This is a genomic window from Sphingobium psychrophilum (genome assembly GCF_012927105.1).
In the GTDB taxonomy this organism is placed as follows: domain Bacteria; phylum Pseudomonadota; class Alphaproteobacteria; order Sphingomonadales; family Sphingomonadaceae; genus Sphingobium; species Sphingobium psychrophilum.
The window spans coordinates 151263-166660 of record NZ_JABBFV010000006.1 but is presented as its reverse complement, the minus strand read 5'-3'; the positions used below and the strand labels follow the sequence as shown (position 1 = coordinate 166660).

Below are 15398 nucleotides of genomic sequence, written 5' to 3'. Positions count from 1 at the left end.
CGGCTCAGCCCAGCAGTACCGCCCGGATGGTTGGTGGATCGATATCGGCCCGTTCGGCAATGACGACCAGCGTGGTGACTCGCGGCTCGCCAGGCCGCCATGGGCGGTCATAATGATGGCGCACCCGCGCACCGACCGCCTGGACCAGCAACCGCATCGGCTTGCCCGTCACCGCCGCATAGCCTTTCACCCGCAATATGCGGTGGTCACGGGCCAGCAGTTCGATGCGCGCGACCAGATCGGCCGGATCGGCGATTTCGTCCAGCGGGACCACAATGCTGTCGAAATCGTCATGTTCATGATCGTCCTCGCCATCATGGTGCGACGGACGGGCGGCGATGTCGTCTTCCGCGGCCGCGTCCAACCCCAGGATCAGGCGCGGATCGACCACGCCGTCGACCAGTTCGATCACCGGCACCGGGCGGGGCGCTTCCGCCGCGATGACAGCGCGGGCCGCGACGACGCCATCTGGCCCGGCCAGATCGCCCTTGGTCAGCAGCACCATGTCCGCGCAGGCCAACTGATCCTCGAACAGTTCCGACAGTGGGGTTTCATGATCGATGCCGGGATCGGCGGCGCGCTGCGCGGCGAGCGCGGCAAGATCGGGCGCGAACCGGCCTGACGCCACCGCTTCCGCATCGGCAAGGGCCAGTACGCCATCGACGGTGATGCGGCTGCGGATCGCGGGCCAGTCGAACGCCTTCAGCAACGGCTTAGGCAGCGCCAGCCCCGACGTTTCGATCAGGATATGGTCGGGGCGCGGATCGAGCGCGAGCAGCCGTTCCACCGTGGGGATGAAGTCGTCGGCGACGGTGCAGCAGATGCAGCCATTGGCCAGCTCCACGATGTTTTCAGCCGGGCAATCGGGGATGGCGCAGGATGCAAGGATATCCCCATCCACGCCCAGCGTCCCGAATTCATTGACCACCACCGCCAGCCGACGACCCCCGGCATTGCGGATCAGGTGGCTGATCAGCGTGGTTTTCCCCGCGCCCAGAAAGCCGGTGACGATGGTGACGGGCACCTTGGTAAGATCGGACATGAACATCCCCGCACGCCGAACGACGAAAGGCGGGGCTTGCCGGCGCATGGCCGGTCGATGCGCGACAACGGGCGGGCGCACCAATGCACCCGTTACCACGCACCGATGCGGCCCCAGCCGCACAGTTCGTCGCTCAGACGGAGAATTACCGTGCCATGACCATCCCCTGGACCAAGGCAAGAGCGACCAGTGCGCCGGCAGGTCTCCTGGCTCACGGGTCACAGCTTGATGCACGCCTTCCCGGTCCGCCGGTCAGGCGGGGTTCCAGTGGCTGCGTCCCTGATGACAAGGACGCCTGTGCATCGCGCTATCCGCTTACAGTTGCAGGGACAGCCGTGGATTTGGGCGAAACGCCCGCACCACATTCCCGATTAAGCCCCTTGCGGGGCACCGGCGCGATCATCGAAGGCCCGGCAAGCCGGCCCTTCGGCGGCGGCCATAAACCAAAGTTGCGGCCAAGCCAATCGAACTTGTCGATCAGGCGAAGTCATGCGGTGCGGATGCGCGGATGAACGCCACGACAGCCAGATCGGAAAAAGTCTTATTTTACAGCGGCTCTGTCGTTCTGATTAGGCCAGGATATCCCAAAAAACCGTCCTCACTACGCGCCGCGGCGCTTCCAGATCGCGTTGCGCCATAAAGCGTCCCGTCCGATCTATTGTGTGACGGTCGCAATGCTCGACAGGTCAGTGGTTGGATCGACGGGCACCCCCGCCTCCTTTCGTTCGGAGTAGCGATCCACGAGTTGATCGACATGCGGACGAAGCAGCACGGTCATGCGCACAAGCTCCTCCATCACATCCACAATCCGGTCATAATAGCTGGACGGCTTTCATGCGCCCCGCATCGTCAAACTCGTTAAATGCCTTTGCCACACTCGACTGATTGGGGATGGTGAACATGCGCATCCATCGGCCAAGCACACGCAGCGTGTTCACGCTGTTGAACGACTGCGATCCCGCAGACACCTGCATCACCGCGAGCGTGCGGCCCTGCGTCGGGCGCATCCCGCCCATCGATAGCGGCAGATGATCTACTTGCGCTTTCATGATGCCGGTCAGCTGCCCATGTCTCTCCGGGCTGCACCACACATGCCCTTCCGACCAAAGCGAATGCTCGCGTAGCGCATGGACGGCAGGATGATCGTCGCCCTTCACCTGATCGGGGAGAGGAAGGTCAGATGGATCAAATATGCGGGTTTCGGCACCGAAGAATCGCAGCAATCTTGCGGCTTCCTCTACGCAGAGCCGGGAATAGGATCGATCGCGCAGCGAGCCGTAGAGAAGCAGGATGCGTGGCGGTGGATCAAGGTCGCCAAGGCCAAGCGCGGGACGGCGGAGAATGTAGCGCTCGTCCAGCGCGGGAAGATGATCCGGGTTGGTAAGCTCACGCAGTCGAGTCATGCTATGGCCCTGGTCATGTAGCTGGCGCTTGCGGGGCACAGGGAGGTGAACTCCTGCGATGCTGCTATACTGGCGGGCGCGGAGGCGCGATCTGCAGTCTGATATCCTTGGGCGGCGAAGAACGCCGCAGCGGTGGTGGTCAGAAGGTGCAGGTGCGCAACGCCTTCCATGCGGGCGCGATCCTCCAACATGGCGACCAGGGCTTGCCCGTAACCGCTGCCGCGACGATGCGGCAGCAGCACCAGCGAGCGCATCAGACGGTGCGCGCCCTCGCCCTCCAATCCGCCGAAGCCGATGGTCCCGCCATCATCGTCCCCCATTTGGTAGAAGCTGCGTCCGGGCTCGGCGAGGTCGCCGATCGGGAGGTTGGCAGCACTCAAAGCTTCCGTGAGGGCGTCAATAACCGGAATGGCGGTGATCATGTGAGCGCTTCCGGTTTTGGAAACCAACGCCGTCCAAGGTTCAAGGCGACATGGACCAAACAGATAAGCACCGGCACCTCCACCAGCGGGCCGATGACGGCGGCGAATGCCACGGGTGACGCCAGCCCGAAGGCGGCGATGGATACCGCGATCGCCAGTTCGAAGTTGTTGCCGGATGCGGTGAAGGCGATGGCGGTGGTGCGCGGATAGTCTGCGTCGATCAGCTTACCCATCGCAAAGCTGATCACAAACTGCACCACGAAGTAGATCGTGAGCGGGATCGCGATCCGTACCGCATCGGTTGGCAGCGCCAACACTTCCGCGCCCTTGAGGCTAAACATCGCGACGATCGTGAAAAGCAACGCCAACAGCGTGATCGGCCCGATGGTGGGAATGAAGCGCGTGTCATACCATTCGTGGCCACGCCGCTTGGTGAGCACGCGACGGGTCAAAAATCCCGCTGCGAACGGGACGCCGAGGTAGATCAAAACCGCTTCCGCGATGGTCCAGAAGCTCACCTCCACCACATTGCCTTGAAGGCCCAGCAGCGGCGGCAGCACGGTAAGAAACAACCATGCGTAGGTGGAGAAAAACAGGATTTGGAAGAGGGAGTTGAACGCCACCAGCCCCGCCACATACTGATTGTCCCCTCGTGCAAGCTGGTTCCAGACGAGAACCATGGCGATGCACCGGGCAAGGCCGATAAGGATGACGCCAGTCATATATTCAGGCTGATCGCGCAGGAACGCCACCGCCAGAACAAACATGAGCGCGGGACCGATGATCCAGTTCTGCACCAGCGACAAAGCGAGAACTCGCTTGTCCGCAAAAACGAGGGGAAGCGCCTCATACCGAACGCGCGCGAGCGGCGGATACATCATGAGGATCAGGCCGATGGCGATCGGGAGGTTGGTCGTGCCGATCGAGGCACGGTTGAGGACGGCGGGTAGGCCGGTGAAGACGGTGCCAAGCGCGATGCCAAGCGCCATCGCGGCGAATATCCATAGCGTGAGATGGCGATCCAGAAAAGACAGCCGCTCGGGCTTACGAGACACGCTTGCCCTTCTCGTCCAGCACGCGCTCGCCATCTTCCTTGGTGAACTCACCCATCGCCGCATCGGGCAGGATTTCCAGCACCATCTCGGAAGGACGGCAAAGCTTCACGCCCAACGGCGACACCACGAGCGGACGATTGATCAGCACGGGATGCGCCATCATCGCATCCACAAGCTGGTCGTCGGTGAGACTAAGGTCACCAAGCCCAAGATCGGCATAGGGTGTGCCCTTCTCGCGCAACAGTTCGCGGGCGGTCATGCCTGCCCGTTCGATAAGCTGGACGAGCAAGGGCCGCGCCAGAGGCGTCTTGAGATATTCGATCACGTGCGGTTCGATCCCTGTGTTGCGGATCATCGCGAGCGTGTTGCGCGACGTACCGCATTCCGGGTTGTGGTAGATCAGGATATCCATGGATGAATCTTCAGCAACAGGGGGTGAGTTCTGCGATCAGCGGGCGGCACACGTCGGCGCGGCCACCGCAGCAATCCTTCAGCAGGAACAGCGTGAGGTCGCGCAGCCGATCGAGGTTCGCGCGGTAGATCATCGACCGGCTCCGCCGTTCCGACATTACCAACCCCTCGCGGGCGAGGATCGCCAGATGCGTGGACATCGTGTTCTGCGGCACGCCCATCGCGCGCGCGATATCACCAGCCGCCATGCCATCAGGCTCATGCTGGACGAGCAAGCGGAAGGTTTGCAGGCGGGTTTCCTGCGCAAGGCCCGACAAGGTGGTGACGGCCGATTCAGTTTTCATATATCTGGATATATCGATATATTTTGATCTGGGCAATCCACATGTTGTGCCGATCGCAAGCACCACAGCTTCTTCACTCAAATCTGCTCCCGGCCGGACGAAGGTGGGGTGAGAGCTGCAGAGCGATCGCCGTGATTTCGTGACCTGTGTAACCGTCGATTGCGCGCAGGAGCGCGCCAGCCTCTCTGGGCGTCGTGATCGCGGCGAGATGCCGGACCTTCGGGGTGATGAGCGCGCCACGCAGGTCGGCCGCGACATCGCGATCCGCCCGAGCGGTCGCGATCGCATAGCGAAAAACCCGACTGAGCACGCTGCGCATCCGGCGTGCACTTTCGTAGCGGCCGGTCGCCTCCACCTTGCGCAGGACGGCCAGGACTTCCTGCGGCGATATCTTCGAGACAGGAAAGCTGCCGATCATGGGATAGGCCATGCCAAGGATCCAGCGAATCTTGTCGAGCTTGATCGGCGCGCGCCCTCTAGCTCATTCTTCGCCACCCATTCTTCGGCGATCGTCTTGAACGTGTTGTCCGCGGCCACCTTGCGCGCGAGTGTGTCGCTCCGCTTCTCGGCGGCGGGGTCGAGCCCGGCAGCGATCTGCTCCCTTGCTGCGGCGCGCTGCTGGCGCGCCATAGCTATCCCTACCTCGGGCCAGGCGCCGAAATAGAGCGTCTTCTGTCGACCGAGGTACCGGTAGTTCATGCGCCAGAGTTTCGTACCGTTCGTCTGGACGGCAAGATACAGCCCATCGGCGTCGGCCAGCTTATAGGCCTTGTCCCGGGGTTTGGCGTTGGTGATCTGGATATGATTCAGTGCCATGATGGTGCCAGCTCCAAAGGGGCTCTCCGGCACCATCAAAAACACCACCATTCTGATGGTGCTGTCGATGGATTCGGGTGGATGAGCCCGGATTTCATTTGGCGATTTTCACTGAAAAAATGCTGTAAAACCAGCTGCTTGCTGGACCTTCCCGGACGTCGCCGGAAAGGTCTCTGGTGCCCAGAAGAGGACTCGAACCTCCACGACCTTGCGATCGCCAGCACCTGAAGCTGGTGCGTCTACCAATTCCGCCATCTGGGCACGGGGTAGGAGGGCGCCTCTAACCGGGTCCCCCAAAGCTGTCAACGCATTGTCTCCAATATTTTTCTCGCCATAGCAAAAAGCCGGTCTAAGGCGGCATCGTCATCGCAAGATCATGAAGGATGCTGACCGTGAACGATATTCCTGCCGCCCCGCCCGCGCTGTTCGCCCGGCCCGACGGGCTGCGTCTGGCCTATCGGCAGCAGGCCGGCATCGGACCGACGATCGTCTTCCTGCCCGGTTACATGTCCGACATGGAGGGCGGCAAGGCGGTTGCGCTGGAGCGGTGGGCCGCAGAGCAGGGCCGCGCGATGCTGCGGCTGGATTATGCCGGTTGCGGCGCCAGCGAGGGGCGGTTTGCGGACGGGACGCTCGCGCGTTGGCGCGACGATGTGCTGCTGCTGCTGGACGCGCTGGTCGAGGGGCCGGTGGTGCTGGTCGGATCATCCATGGGCGGCTGGCTGGCGCTGCTGGTGGCGCTGGCCCGGCCCGATCGGGTTGTGGGACTAGTCGGCATCGCCGCTGCGCCCGACTTTACCGAATGGGGCTTCACCGATGCGGACAAAGCGCTGCTGGCGACCGAGGGGCGGATCGAGGAGCCGTCGGCCTATAGCGAAGCCCCCTATGTGACGACGCTGGCCTTCTGGCAGTCGGGACAGGCGTTGCGGCTGCTGGAGGGCGAAATCGCGATCGATTGTCCGGTGCGGCTACTCCACGGCCAGCAGGACCGCGACGTGCCCTGGTATGTGGCGGTCAAAACGGCCGGGCTGGTGCGTTCATCCGATGTGCAGACGCTGCTGATTAAGGACGGCGACCATCGTCTTTCCCGCGACGGCGACATCGCCCTGTTGATCCGCACCGTCTCCAGCCTGTTGGCCCAAACCGTGGACACACTCTAATGCATTTCCTCCTGCCACTCCTGCTCCAGGCCTATTCCCCCGAAACCGAGGCGGTGATGAATCGCAGCCGGAGGGAAAAACAGGAAGAGCGCGCCGCTGCGGCAGCGGCGGCGAATCCTGCGGCGGCGGCCCCGGCGCGCGAGGACGGCAAGGTGTCCATCCCCGCCAAATTTGCCGCGCCGTTTCAGGCATGCCTGGACCAGGCGATCGAATCGCCCGATGCCGGAATCGCCTTCGCCCAGAAATGGCGGATCGAGGGGGGCAGCTTTTATGCGCGCCACTGTATGGGCTTTGCCTATGCGCGCGCCGAGCGCTGGACGCCGGCGATCGTCGCGTTCGAGCAGGCGGCCGAGGAGGCCGAGCGCAGCGGCGAGATGGTGGAGGCGGCGCGGCTATGGGCGCAGGCGGGCAACGCCGCGATGGCCAGCGGCGACCTGCCCAAGGCGCGGGGCGATTTCGACGCGGCGCTGGCTCGTGGATTGCCCGACGGGCTGGAAAAGGGCGAGGTCCATCTGGACCGGGCGCGGGCGCTGGTGGCGCTGAACGAGCCGGATGCGGCGCGCGATTCGCTGGACGTCGCGCTGGCGCAAGCGCCCAAAGACCCGCTAGGCTGGCTGTTGTCGGCCACGCTGGCGCGGCGGTCGGGCGAGATGAGCCTGGCGCAGGCGCATATCGCGCGGGCGGTGCAATTGTCGCCCGATGACGCCTCGGTCGCGCTGGAGGAGGGCAATATCGCCGTCCTGACCGATCACGAGGATATTGCGCGGGCGGCCTGGGCACGGGCGGTGAAGCTGGCCCCGGACAGCTCGTCCGGCAAGGCGGCGGCGGACAATCTGTCGCGGCTACCGATTGCCAAGGCGGCCAAGTAAAACGCCAGCAAGACTTTGTAACGGAACCGCTTTCGCCTTCGCCCCGTTCGCTCGTCCGTAGCGGGATTGCATGAAGGAGACAGCGAGTTGGACAGTTATTGGAAGAAAAGCGCAGCCATCGGCCTGCTGCTGGTTGGCGCGATGGCGACCACTGCCTGTTCGCGCGGCGCGACCCGAGGCGGCCTGATCGGCGGCGCGGGTGGCGCGGTCGTGGGCAGCGCCACCGGCCTTGGCACGGTTGAAGGTGCCGCGATCGGTGGCGCTGTCGGCGCAGTCATCGGCGACAAGGATGATCGCTGCTCACGTCGGGATCGCCGCCGGGGCCGGTGCTGAGAAAGCCCCTTATTTGAGGTAGAAGTCGACGGTCGTGACGACGCGCACCTTCTTATAAGGCGTGTCGCTCGATCCGTCGCCGCCTTCGCCATCGCGGGCGTCGATCGAGAAATAACCCTGGGTGGCGCTCTTGATGCCCCCTACCCCGGACCCTGAATCCTTGGCGAATTGTTCGGCGGCGGCGCGCGCGTCGCGGGTGGCGGCGGCGACCATGTCGGGCTTGACGTCATTCAGCTTGGTAAAGCTATATTTCATCCCCGACCCTTCTTGCAACGTCACGCCGCGGCGGACCAGGTCGAACTGCTGGGCGACCGCCTTTTGCGCGCGGGCGACGTCGGTCGTTCGGAGCAGCATCCGCTGGGTGATGGTGATGTTGTTGACGCCATTGTTGAGATATTGGTTCACCCCCGCGCCGGTCGGGGTCAACTCGCCAGGCTTAAAGCCCAGGCCATTGAAATAGGCTTGCAATTCCTTGGTATTATTGTCGATCTCCGCCCGCACGGTGGGCAGGTCGAAGCCGGTGGCCGAATAGCTGATCGACCAGGTGGCGAGGTCCGCCGTCACATCTTTTTCCGCCAGGCCACGCACCGTAACCGAGCGGTCCGCCGCCTTGGCCCGTTTCAAACCGTCGCCGAGCAGATAACCGCCCGCGATCGTCCCGAAGGCCAGCAACGCCGCGCCGCCCAGCAAAATCTTGTCCCGCATTTCCAACGCCATTGTCCGCTTTCCTCTTCCGTCTGGTGATGCGCGACCTTATCTTGAGAGCATAGCTACAATCACCGAGATGAACCGTTGCTTTATGGCGACGAACGGAGAAAGACTTGCCCAAATTCCTGCATAGCATGATCCGCGTCAGTGACATCGACAAGACGATCGCCTTTTTCGAGCTGCTGGGGCTGAAAGAGGTCAAGCGCTTCGACAGCGAGCAGGGTCGCTTCACCCTGGTCTATCTCGCCGCGCCGGGGGATGAGGATGCGCAGGTCGAACTGACCTATAATTGGCCGCCGGTGGATGGCAGTCCGGCCGAAGCCTATGATGGCGGGCGTAATTTTGGCCATATCGCCTACCAGGTCGAGAATATCTATGACACCTGCCAGCGGCTGATGGACGCGGGCGTGACGATCAACCGCCCGCCGCGCGATGGGCATATGGCCTTCGTGCGCACGCCCGACGATATTTCGATCGAACTGTTGCAGGATGGGCGGCTGGAGCCGGCCGAACCGTGGGCGTCGATGCCCAATGTCGGGGTCTGGTAAGCGCCATGCTGGAGGTCGTCCGCATCCCCGTCCTGAACGACAATTATGTCTGGCTGCTGCATGACGCCATCAGCGGTGAGACGGTCGCGGTCGATCCGGCGGTGGCGGAGCCGGTGCTGGAGGCCGCCGCCGCGCGCGGCTGGACCATTGGCCAGATCTGGAACACCCATTGGCATGGCGACCATGTCGGCGGCAATGCGGCGATCAAGGCCGCCACAGGATGTGTCATCACCGGCCCAGCGGCGGAGGCTGAGAAGATCGGGACGCTGGACCGGACGGTGGGCGAAGGCGACACCGTGCGGATCGGCGATCACGTCGCCACGGTGATGGCCGTGCCAGCACATACGGCGGGGCATATCGCCTATCATCTGGCCGACGATCAGATCCTGTTCGTGGGCGACACGCTGTTCGCCATGGGCTGCGGCCGGCTGTTCGAAGGCACGGCGGCGCAGATGTTCGCCAACATGGCGCGCTTCGCCACGCTGCCGGACGATACGATCGTCTATTGCGCGCATGAATATACCCTTTCCAACGGCCGTTTCGCGCTGGGTGTGGAGCCTGGCAATGCGGCGTTGGCGGCACGGGTCGCAACGGTCGAGGCGGCACGCGCGCGGGGCGAGGCCACAGTGCCGACCAGCATCGGGATCGAGCGGGAGACGAACATCTTCATGCGCGCGCGCGATGTGGCGCAGCTGGCGGAACGTCGCGCGGCGAAGGACGCAGCCTGACGGTTTTTGCGCTATAGTGTCGTCCTATGGTCGATGGATGGGAGAATCACGATGCGCGCGTGGATGGGGATGGCGCCGCTGCTGCTGGCGGCCTGCACCGGCAGCTATGAGCCGACACCGCTGACCGACAAGCAGGCGATCAAACTCGACAAGGCGCTGGCGGGCAAGGTGGCGGGCGAAAAAGTCAGCTGCATCAATCGCGAGCCGCAGACCAGCCTGACGGTCATCAGCAACAATGTGCTGCTCTACAGGGTAAGCCGCAGGCTGGTGTACAAGAATGAACTGATCGGCAGTTGCAGCGGCCTGACCTATGGCGACACGATGATCGTGCGCAGCTATGGATCGCAAATGTGCCGGGGCGACTTCACCACGACCGCCAATTTGCAGACCGGTATCACGACCGGCGCCTGCGCATTGGGCGACTTCATCCCCTATCGCGCGCCCAAGCCCTAAGACAAGTCAGTCGCCGATCGCCTTGGCCAGGGCGGTGCGGATGGCCATGAGCCGGGCCAGAAGGTCCGGTGGGTCGGACGGCGCAGCCTTGGCGAGCGGCATGGCGGGCGCATGGCCATTGCCGTCCAGCAGCGCCTTTTGCGCGCCCTTGACCGTGAACCCCTCGACATTGAGCAACTGGTGGATGCGGCGCGCCAGCGCGACGTCGGTCGGCCGATAATAGCGGCGGTTGCCCGATCGCTGGAGCGGACGCAGCTGAGGAAAGCGCGTTTCCCAATAGCGCAATATATGTTGGGGAAGACCCAGCTCGCCGGCCAGCTCGCTGATGGTCAGAAATGCACCCTCTGCCTTTTCCATGACAGCGATGTTGCACCCATAATTGTACGAACGTCAACTATGGTAAAGCAATGGTAATGCTGGAAAAGCGCTGAGCCGCACTTTAAACCGCGGCGACCCGGTCCCGCATCGTCTGGCTGGCGCGGAAGGTGAGCACCCGGCGCGGTTCGATAGGCACTTCCACGCCGGTCTTGGGGTTGCGGCCCATACGTTCCGTCTTGTCGCGCAGGACGAAGGTGCCGAAGCTGGAAATCTTCACATTTTCCCCGCGTTCGAGCGCGCCGGACATATATTCGAGGATCGATTCGACCAGCGCGGCGGCTTCCGCCCGCGACAGGCCGACATGGCGGTTCACGCTTTCAGCCAGATCGGCCCGCGTCAAGGTTGCATTGCCGCTCATAGACCATCCCCACTTCTTCACCCCAGCGACCATCTTCGCGGACGATCTGCCTGAAATGTAATCGATTCGCAGCGCTTTGGCAAGCGCCGCCTATCCTGCGCGCAGTCCTAGAGCCGCAGGACGCACGCGCCCCAGGTGAAGCCGCCGCCCATCGCTTCCAGCACGACCAGGTCGCCCGGCTTGATCCGGCCGTCGCGCACCGCATAATCGAGCGCCAAAGGAACCGACGCCGCGGACGTATTGGCGTGGCGATCGACCGTCACCACCACCCGGTCGGGCGACAATTTGAGCTTGCGCGCGGTCGCGTCGAGGATGCGGGCATTGGCCTGATGCGGCACCAGCCAGTCGATCTCGTCGGTAGAGAGGTTTGCGATTGCCATCACTTCCCTCAGCACCGAAGCGAGGTTGACGACGGCGTGGCGGAACACTTCCTGCCCCCGCATCCGCAACTTGCCTACCGTCTGGGTCGTGGACGGGCCGCCATCGACATAGAGAAGCTGGTTGTGGCGGCCATCGGCATGGAGCTTGGCGGCCAGGATGCCGCGCTTGCCGTCCGCGCTTTCCTCCGCGCCCAGCACCACGGCGCCAGCGCCGTCGCCGAACAGGACGCAGGTGGTGCGGTCTTGCCAGTCGAGGATGCGGCTGAAGGTTTCCGCGCCGATCACCAGCGCGCGGTTGGCCGCGCCCGACCGGATCATGCTGTCGGCCACGGTCACGGCATAGAGGAAGCCTGAACAGACCGCCGCGACGTCGAAGGCGACGCAATCGTCGATGCCAAGCGCCGCCTGCACCTTGGTAGCGGCGGCGGGAAATGTCTGGTCGGGGGTCGCCGTCGCCAGGATGATGAGGTCGATATCCTGCGCGGTCAGGCCCGCCGCGACGATCGCCTGGCGCGCGGCGTCCGCGGCCAGGCTGGCGGTGGTTTCGCCCTCCCCTGCGATATAGCGGTTACGGATGCCGGTGCGCTCGACGATCCATTCGTCGCTGGTATCGACGGTCTGCGCCAGTTCGGCATTGCTGACCGCACGGACGGGCAGAGCCGAGCCCGTGCCGAGCAGGATGGAGCGGCGGATCACTTGACGGGCTGCTCCAGCTTGGACGCCGCGGCCGACAGCGACTGGATACCGGCCATGTCGGCGGCGATCCGGCGGGTGATGTCTTCCTCCAACAGCCGGGCGGCGACATGGACGGCGTTGGCGATGCCCTTGTCGTTCGCGCTGCCATGGCTTTTCACGACCACGCCGTTGAGGCCCAGGAAGACCGCCCCATTATGGTTGTTGGGGTCGAGATGATGTTTGAGCAGGTGCATCGCGGGCTTCGAGATCAGGAAGCCGATCTTCGAGCGGATCGAACTGGTGAACGCCTTGCGCAGCACGTCGGTCACGAAGCGGGCGGTGCCCTCCGCCGTCTTGAGCGCGACATTGCCAGAAAATCCGTCGCACACGATCACGTCGGCGTCGCCGCGGGAAATCTTGTCGCCTTCGGTGAAGCCGTCGAACTGGAGCGGCAGGCTCTTCGCGCTGCGCAGCACGGCGGCGGCTTCGCGAATCTCGTCGGTGCCCTTGAGGTCTTCGGTGCCGATGTTGAGCAGGCGCACACGCGGCCGTTCAAGGTCGAAGGCGATGCGCGAATAGGCCGCGCCCATCACCGCGAACTGGACGAGGTTGCGGGCGTCACATTCGGTATTGGCGCCCAGGTCCAGCATCACGACGTCATTGTCGCCCAGCGTCGGCAGCAGCGCCGCCAGCGCAGGACGATCGACGCCCGGCATGGTGCGCAGCGCCAGCTTTGCCATCGCCATCAGCGCACCGGTATTGCCGGCGGACACGGCTGCGCCCGCCTGGCCCGATTTCACGGCGGCGATCGCCATGCTCATCGAGCTGCTCTTCTTGCGAATCGCCACGCTCGGCTTGTCGGAACCCGCAACGACGGTGTCGGCGTGGACGATTTCCGACGCCGCCCGCAGATTGGGGTGATGATCGAGCGCAGCCTTGATCTGCGTCTCGTCGCCAAACAGGGTGAAGCGCAACCCGTCATGACGGTGGCGGGCCAAAGCCACACCCGCCATCATCACGCGCACGCCTTCGTCCCCGCCCATCGCGTCGATTGCGATTCGCGGCTGACTGGACACTCAGATCACCCCTTTGCGGAGATGGGGATGGGCTTACGCCCCGACGGCGACGATTTCGCGGCCGTTATAGTGCCCGCAGGCGTCGCACAAATTGTGGGGACGCTTCAATTCGCCGCAGTTGGAGCATTCCTGAAATGCTTCGACGCGCAGCGAATCGTGGCTACGGCGCATGCCGCGCTTGGAGGGGGACGTTTTCCTTTTGGGGACAGCCATGTCGGCACCTTGTTCCGTAAATAATCAAGTTGTGCGACCGGCCAGTTCCGAACAGAAAAGCTGACGCCAACGGCGCCGCAGACCCATGCGGCCCGGTGATCGCGAAGCCCTGCGCCTATAGCGCTTTTTGTTCGGGGTGCAAGGGTTTCCTTTCCCTTTGGCCTTGCCCCCTTGCCCATGCCGTCTAGGGTGCGACGCTTGAAACGAGGGGATATTCCATGCTGCTGTCGATCACGCTGACCTTTGCCGCCGCCTGCGCGCTGCTCAACCTGTGGATCGCGACTCGCTGCGCGCGGATTCGCATCGCCGACAAGGTGATGCATGGCGATGCGGGCAACAGCCTGCTGGCGCGGCGGATGCGGGCGCACGCCAATTTCGTGGAATATACGCCGATCGTGCTGATTCTTTTCGCGCTTGTCGAACTGGCGGTGGGCGCGTCGCTATGGCTGTGGATCAGCGCGCTGGTCTATGTGATCGCGAGGGTCGCCCATGCGTTCGGCATGGACGCCGACAAGCCCACGATATGGCGCGCGGGCGGCGCGATGCTGACCTGGGTCGTCATGGTGGCGATGGCAATCGCGGCGCTCATGATCGCCTACACGGCCACGCGGGAAATGCCAGCGCCGCCGGCTATGGCTTTGCGGGGGTAAGTTTACCCCGCCAGCACCGAATCGGCGACATAGGGGTTGGTGCGCCGCTCATGAGCGAAATTGCTCATCTGGCCATGGCCGGGCACGAAGGCGGTGTCGCCGCCGAGCGGCCACAGCTTGCCGGTGATCGCATCGATCAACTGCTGATGATTGCCGCGCGGGAAGTCGGTGCGGCCGATCGATCCCTGGAACAGCACGTCGCCCACGATCGCCAGCTTGCTGGGCGCGTGGTGGAAGACGACATGGCCGGGCGTGTGGCCGGGACAATGATAAACGTCGAAGGTCAGCTGGCCCACCGTCACCTGATCGCCGTCATTGAGCCAGCGATCCGGCTCGAAACTCTCGCCTGGTACGCCCCAGCGCTCGCCATCCTGGGGCAGCCGGTCGATCCAAAAACGGTCGTCTTCATGCGGACCCTCGATCGGGACATTCAGGTCGCGGGCCAGCACGCCGGCTTGGCCGCAATGGTCGATATGACCATGGGTGACGAGGATCTTCTCGATCGTGACGCCCTGATCGGCGGCCGCCTTCTTGAGCACCGGCAGGTCGCCGCCCGGATCGACGAAAGCGCCGCGCATCGTTTGCGTGCACCAGAAGAGGGTGCAGTTCTGTTGCAACGGGGTGACGGGGATCAGGACGGCTTTGAGCGGCGGCGTGGTCATGGGGCTGATGTGGCGAAGGTGACGGGCAAGCGCAAGGCTCAGGGCCTGTCTGGAAAAGCCGGTTCCGGCCCGCTCCCCCGCCCAACCACCCGATCCAGTATCATCCTGTCGGGTGGTTGGGCGGGGGAGCGGGCCGGAACCGCGCTTGAAAAGCGCCCTTTCGCGCTTTTCCAAACAGTCTTTCAGCCCTCATCCATCGTCGCGAACGGTTCCGCCAGGCTGATGCTGTCCAGCACCTTGGCCGTCTCGTCACGCACGCGCAGCATCACGCGATGCAGACGACATTCCGATTCGGGTAGGCAGTTCGTGCAGCTTTCATGCGCGAAGCGGCTGGCGCAGGGGGTCAGCGCGAGCGAGCCGCGGGTCAGCCGGACGATGTCGCCATAGCTGACGTCCACCGGCGCCAGCGCCAGCCAATAGCCCCCGTCCCGCCCCCGCTGGGTCGCGACCAGTCCTTCGCGCGATAGTTCGGACAGGATCACGGTCAGGAATTTGGACGGGATATTCTGGCGCGTCGCGATTTCGTTGAGGGGCACCGGACCCTGGCGGTAGCGGTCGGCAAGATGCTGAAGCGCACGGATGGCGTAACGGGTCTTCTGGGACAACATCAGGCTGTTATTCGCCCCCCCACCCGCTTTGGCAAGTCAAGCGTGGCGAGAGAGAAAGAGTTTTCGCGCTGGGTCAGCAGAGTGAAGAGCAACATGTTCCCGCGCA

General features: G+C 63.8%; 22 protein-coding genes, 1 tRNA gene, 1 pseudogene and 1 riboswitch. Of the genes and pseudogenes, 7 read left to right on the top strand and 17 right to left on the bottom strand.

Going from position 1 to position 15398, the window contains the following annotated elements; genetic code table 11:
• Positions 1–4: 4 nt before the first annotated feature.
• From cobW to HHL08_RS10575, 9 genes and pseudogenes are all read right to left on the bottom strand, one after another.
• A complete protein-coding gene (gene cobW / locus HHL08_RS10610) occupies positions 5–1042 on the bottom strand; it encodes a cobalamin biosynthesis protein CobW (RefSeq protein ID WP_169572994.1) in 1038 nt (345 codons plus the stop codon).
• Between the two features lie 179 nt (positions 1043–1221).
• Positions 1222–1452, bottom strand: a riboswitch (cobalamin riboswitch).
• A gap of 245 nt (positions 1453–1697) precedes the next feature.
• Positions 1698–2445, bottom strand: a pseudogene (arsH, locus tag HHL08_RS10605) (arsenical resistance protein ArsH).
• On the bottom strand, positions 2442–2867 hold the full coding sequence (gene arsN2, locus HHL08_RS10600; RefSeq protein WP_169572993.1) for an arsenic resistance N-acetyltransferase ArsN2: 426 nt from the start codon (positions 2865–2867) through the stop codon (positions 2442–2444). The pseudogene arsH and the gene arsN2 overlap by 4 nt, the downstream one beginning before the upstream one ends.
• Positions 2864–3955, bottom strand: a complete 1092-nt coding sequence (arsB, locus tag HHL08_RS10595; RefSeq protein ID WP_169572991.1) for an ACR3 family arsenite efflux transporter — start codon at positions 3953–3955, stop codon at positions 2864–2866. Before arsB ends, arsN2 begins: the two co-directional genes overlap by 4 nt.
• Positions 3912–4334, bottom strand: a complete 423-nt coding sequence (arsC, locus tag HHL08_RS10590; RefSeq protein ID WP_169572989.1) for an arsenate reductase (glutaredoxin) — start codon at positions 4332–4334, stop codon at positions 3912–3914. Before arsC ends, arsB begins: the two co-directional genes overlap by 44 nt.
• 10 nt (positions 4335–4344) lie before the next feature.
• Positions 4345–4677 (bottom strand): ArsR/SmtB family transcription factor, encoded by a 333-nt coding sequence (locus HHL08_RS10585; RefSeq protein ID WP_169572988.1) that lies wholly within the window; start codon positions 4675–4677, stop codon positions 4345–4347.
• A 73-nt stretch (positions 4678–4750) separates the two neighbouring features.
• Positions 4751–5095, bottom strand: a complete 345-nt coding sequence (locus HHL08_RS25605; RefSeq protein ID WP_235955026.1) for a tyrosine-type recombinase/integrase — start codon at positions 5093–5095, stop codon at positions 4751–4753.
• Positions 5092–5544, bottom strand: a complete 453-nt coding sequence (locus HHL08_RS25600) for an integrase arm-type DNA-binding domain-containing protein (protein WP_235955025.1) — start codon at positions 5542–5544, stop codon at positions 5092–5094. Before HHL08_RS25600 ends, HHL08_RS25605 begins: the two co-directional genes overlap by 4 nt.
• A gap of 123 nt (positions 5545–5667) precedes the next feature.
• Positions 5668–5754 (bottom strand) — tRNA-Leu (locus tag HHL08_RS10575).
• Between the two features lie 122 nt (positions 5755–5876).
• On the opposite strand from HHL08_RS10575, the gene HHL08_RS10570 reads away from it, so the two are divergent.
• The 3 genes from HHL08_RS10570 (at position 5877) to HHL08_RS10560 (ending at position 7855) form a co-directional block, all read left to right on the top strand.
• On the top strand, positions 5877–6653 hold the full coding sequence (locus HHL08_RS10570) for an alpha/beta fold hydrolase (RefSeq protein WP_169572986.1): 777 nt from the start codon (positions 5877–5879) through the stop codon (positions 6651–6653).
• Positions 6653–7522: a tetratricopeptide repeat protein gene (locus HHL08_RS10565; protein WP_169572984.1), complete on the top strand. Its 870-nt coding sequence runs from the start codon at positions 6653–6655 to the stop codon at positions 7520–7522. Before HHL08_RS10570 ends, HHL08_RS10565 begins: the two co-directional genes overlap by 1 nt.
• Before the next feature lie 87 nt (positions 7523–7609).
• Positions 7610–7855 (top strand): hypothetical protein, encoded by a 246-nt coding sequence (locus tag HHL08_RS10560; protein WP_235955024.1) that lies wholly within the window; start codon positions 7610–7612, stop codon positions 7853–7855.
• Positions 7856–7864: 9 nt separating this feature from the next.
• Here the strand turns inward: HHL08_RS10560 and HHL08_RS10555 are convergent, their stop codons facing one another.
• Positions 7865–8572 (bottom strand): SIMPL domain-containing protein, encoded by a 708-nt coding sequence (locus tag HHL08_RS10555; protein WP_169572982.1) that lies wholly within the window; start codon positions 8570–8572, stop codon positions 7865–7867.
• Positions 8573–8676: 104 nt separating this feature from the next.
• On the opposite strand from HHL08_RS10555, the gene HHL08_RS10550 reads away from it, so the two are divergent.
• The 3 genes from HHL08_RS10550 to HHL08_RS10540 are packed head-to-tail and all read left to right on the top strand — an operon-like array spanning position 8677 to position 10292.
• On the top strand, positions 8677–9111 hold the full coding sequence (locus HHL08_RS10550) for a VOC family protein (RefSeq protein WP_169572980.1): 435 nt from the start codon (positions 8677–8679) through the stop codon (positions 9109–9111).
• Positions 9112–9116: 5 nt separating this feature from the next.
• Positions 9117–9839, top strand: a complete 723-nt coding sequence (gloB, locus tag HHL08_RS10545; protein ID WP_169572978.1) for a hydroxyacylglutathione hydrolase — start codon at positions 9117–9119, stop codon at positions 9837–9839.
• A 51-nt stretch (positions 9840–9890) separates the two neighbouring features.
• Entirely contained in the window at positions 9891–10292 is a 402-nt protein-coding gene (locus tag HHL08_RS10540) for a hypothetical protein (RefSeq protein ID WP_169572975.1), read from the top strand.
• Positions 10293–10298: 6 nt separating this feature from the next.
• On the opposite strand, the gene HHL08_RS10535 is transcribed toward HHL08_RS10540, so the two are convergent.
• From HHL08_RS10535 to rpmF, 5 genes are all read right to left on the bottom strand, one after another.
• Entirely contained in the window at positions 10299–10649 is a 351-nt protein-coding gene (locus HHL08_RS10535; RefSeq protein WP_169572973.1) for a MerR family transcriptional regulator, read from the bottom strand.
• 82 nt (positions 10650–10731) lie between these two features.
• The gene (locus HHL08_RS10530) at positions 10732–11028 is read right to left on the bottom strand and encodes an integration host factor subunit alpha (protein WP_169572971.1); all 297 of its coding nucleotides are present in this window, start codon (positions 11026–11028) and stop codon (positions 10732–10734) included.
• Between the two features lie 107 nt (positions 11029–11135).
• Positions 11136–12104, bottom strand: coding sequence for a beta-ketoacyl-ACP synthase III (locus tag HHL08_RS10525; protein WP_169572969.1), 969 nt, complete (start codon positions 12102–12104; stop codon positions 11136–11138).
• A complete protein-coding gene (gene plsX, locus HHL08_RS10520) occupies positions 12101–13159 on the bottom strand; it encodes a phosphate acyltransferase PlsX (protein WP_169572967.1) in 1059 nt (352 codons plus the stop codon). Before plsX ends, HHL08_RS10525 begins: the two co-directional genes overlap by 4 nt.
• A 33-nt stretch (positions 13160–13192) precedes the next feature.
• Positions 13193–13372, bottom strand: coding sequence for a 50S ribosomal protein L32 (gene rpmF, locus HHL08_RS10515; RefSeq protein WP_066606737.1), 180 nt, complete (start codon positions 13370–13372; stop codon positions 13193–13195).
• Between the two features lie 218 nt (positions 13373–13590).
• Between rpmF and HHL08_RS10510 the strand changes: the two genes are divergently transcribed.
• The gene (locus HHL08_RS10510) at positions 13591–14022 is read left to right on the top strand and encodes an MAPEG family protein (protein WP_169572965.1); all 432 of its coding nucleotides are present in this window, start codon (positions 13591–13593) and stop codon (positions 14020–14022) included.
• A gap of 2 nt (positions 14023–14024) precedes the next feature.
• Here HHL08_RS10510 and HHL08_RS10505 read toward each other — a convergent pair whose 3' ends face one another.
• Positions 14025–14684, bottom strand: coding sequence for an MBL fold metallo-hydrolase (locus HHL08_RS10505; RefSeq protein WP_169572963.1), 660 nt, complete (start codon positions 14682–14684; stop codon positions 14025–14027).
• 182 nt (positions 14685–14866) lie between these two features.
• Positions 14867–15292, bottom strand: a complete 426-nt coding sequence (locus HHL08_RS10500; protein WP_169572961.1) for an RrF2 family transcriptional regulator — start codon at positions 15290–15292, stop codon at positions 14867–14869.
• Between the last annotated feature and the right edge of the window lie 106 nt (positions 15293–15398).

Bases quoted from the DNA above. Each gene is read 5' to 3' on its own strand.
- rpmF (WP_066606737.1), bottom strand. From the start codon at position 13,372: ATGGCTGTCCCCAAAAGGAAAACGTCCCCCTCCAAGCGCGGCATGCGC.
- HHL08_RS10535 (WP_169572973.1), bottom strand. From the start codon at position 10,649: ATGGAAAAGGCAGAGGGTGCATTTCTGACCATCAGCGAGCTGGCCGGC.
- arsN2 (WP_169572993.1), bottom strand. From the start codon at position 2,867: ATGATCACCGCCATTCCGGTTATTGACGCCCTCACGGAAGCTTTGAGT.
- arsB (WP_169572991.1), bottom strand. From the start codon at position 3,955: ATGGCGAGCGCGTGCTGGACGAGAAGGGCAAGCGTGTCTCGTAAGCCC.
- gloB (WP_169572978.1), top strand. From the start codon at position 9,117: ATGCTGGAGGTCGTCCGCATCCCCGTCCTGAACGACAATTATGTCTGG.
- HHL08_RS25605 (WP_235955026.1), bottom strand. From the start codon at position 5,095: ATGATCGGCAGCTTTCCTGTCTCGAAGATATCGCCGCAGGAAGTCCTG.
- HHL08_RS10570 (WP_169572986.1), top strand. From the start codon at position 5,877: ATGCTGACCGTGAACGATATTCCTGCCGCCCCGCCCGCGCTGTTCGCC.
- HHL08_RS10500 (WP_169572961.1), bottom strand. From the start codon at position 15,292: ATGTTGTCCCAGAAGACCCGTTACGCCATCCGTGCGCTTCAGCATCTT.
- HHL08_RS10530 (WP_169572971.1), bottom strand. From the start codon at position 11,028: ATGAGCGGCAATGCAACCTTGACGCGGGCCGATCTGGCTGAAAGCGTG.
- HHL08_RS10505 (WP_169572963.1), bottom strand. From the start codon at position 14,684: ATGACCACGCCGCCGCTCAAAGCCGTCCTGATCCCCGTCACCCCGTTG.
- HHL08_RS10565 (WP_169572984.1), top strand. From the start codon at position 6,653: ATGCATTTCCTCCTGCCACTCCTGCTCCAGGCCTATTCCCCCGAAACC.
- HHL08_RS25600 (WP_235955025.1), bottom strand. From the start codon at position 5,544: ATGGTGGTGTTTTTGATGGTGCCGGAGAGCCCCTTTGGAGCTGGCACC.
- cobW (WP_169572994.1), bottom strand. From the start codon at position 1,042: ATGTCCGATCTTACCAAGGTGCCCGTCACCATCGTCACCGGCTTTCTG.
- HHL08_RS10555 (WP_169572982.1), bottom strand. From the start codon at position 8,572: ATGGCGTTGGAAATGCGGGACAAGATTTTGCTGGGCGGCGCGGCGTTG.
- arsC (WP_169572989.1), bottom strand. From the start codon at position 4,334: ATGGATATCCTGATCTACCACAACCCGGAATGCGGTACGTCGCGCAAC.
- HHL08_RS10540 (WP_169572975.1), top strand. From the start codon at position 9,891: ATGCGCGCGTGGATGGGGATGGCGCCGCTGCTGCTGGCGGCCTGCACC.
- HHL08_RS10585 (WP_169572988.1), bottom strand. From the start codon at position 4,677: ATGAAAACTGAATCGGCCGTCACCACCTTGTCGGGCCTTGCGCAGGAA.
- HHL08_RS10510 (WP_169572965.1), top strand. From the start codon at position 13,591: ATGCTGCTGTCGATCACGCTGACCTTTGCCGCCGCCTGCGCGCTGCTC.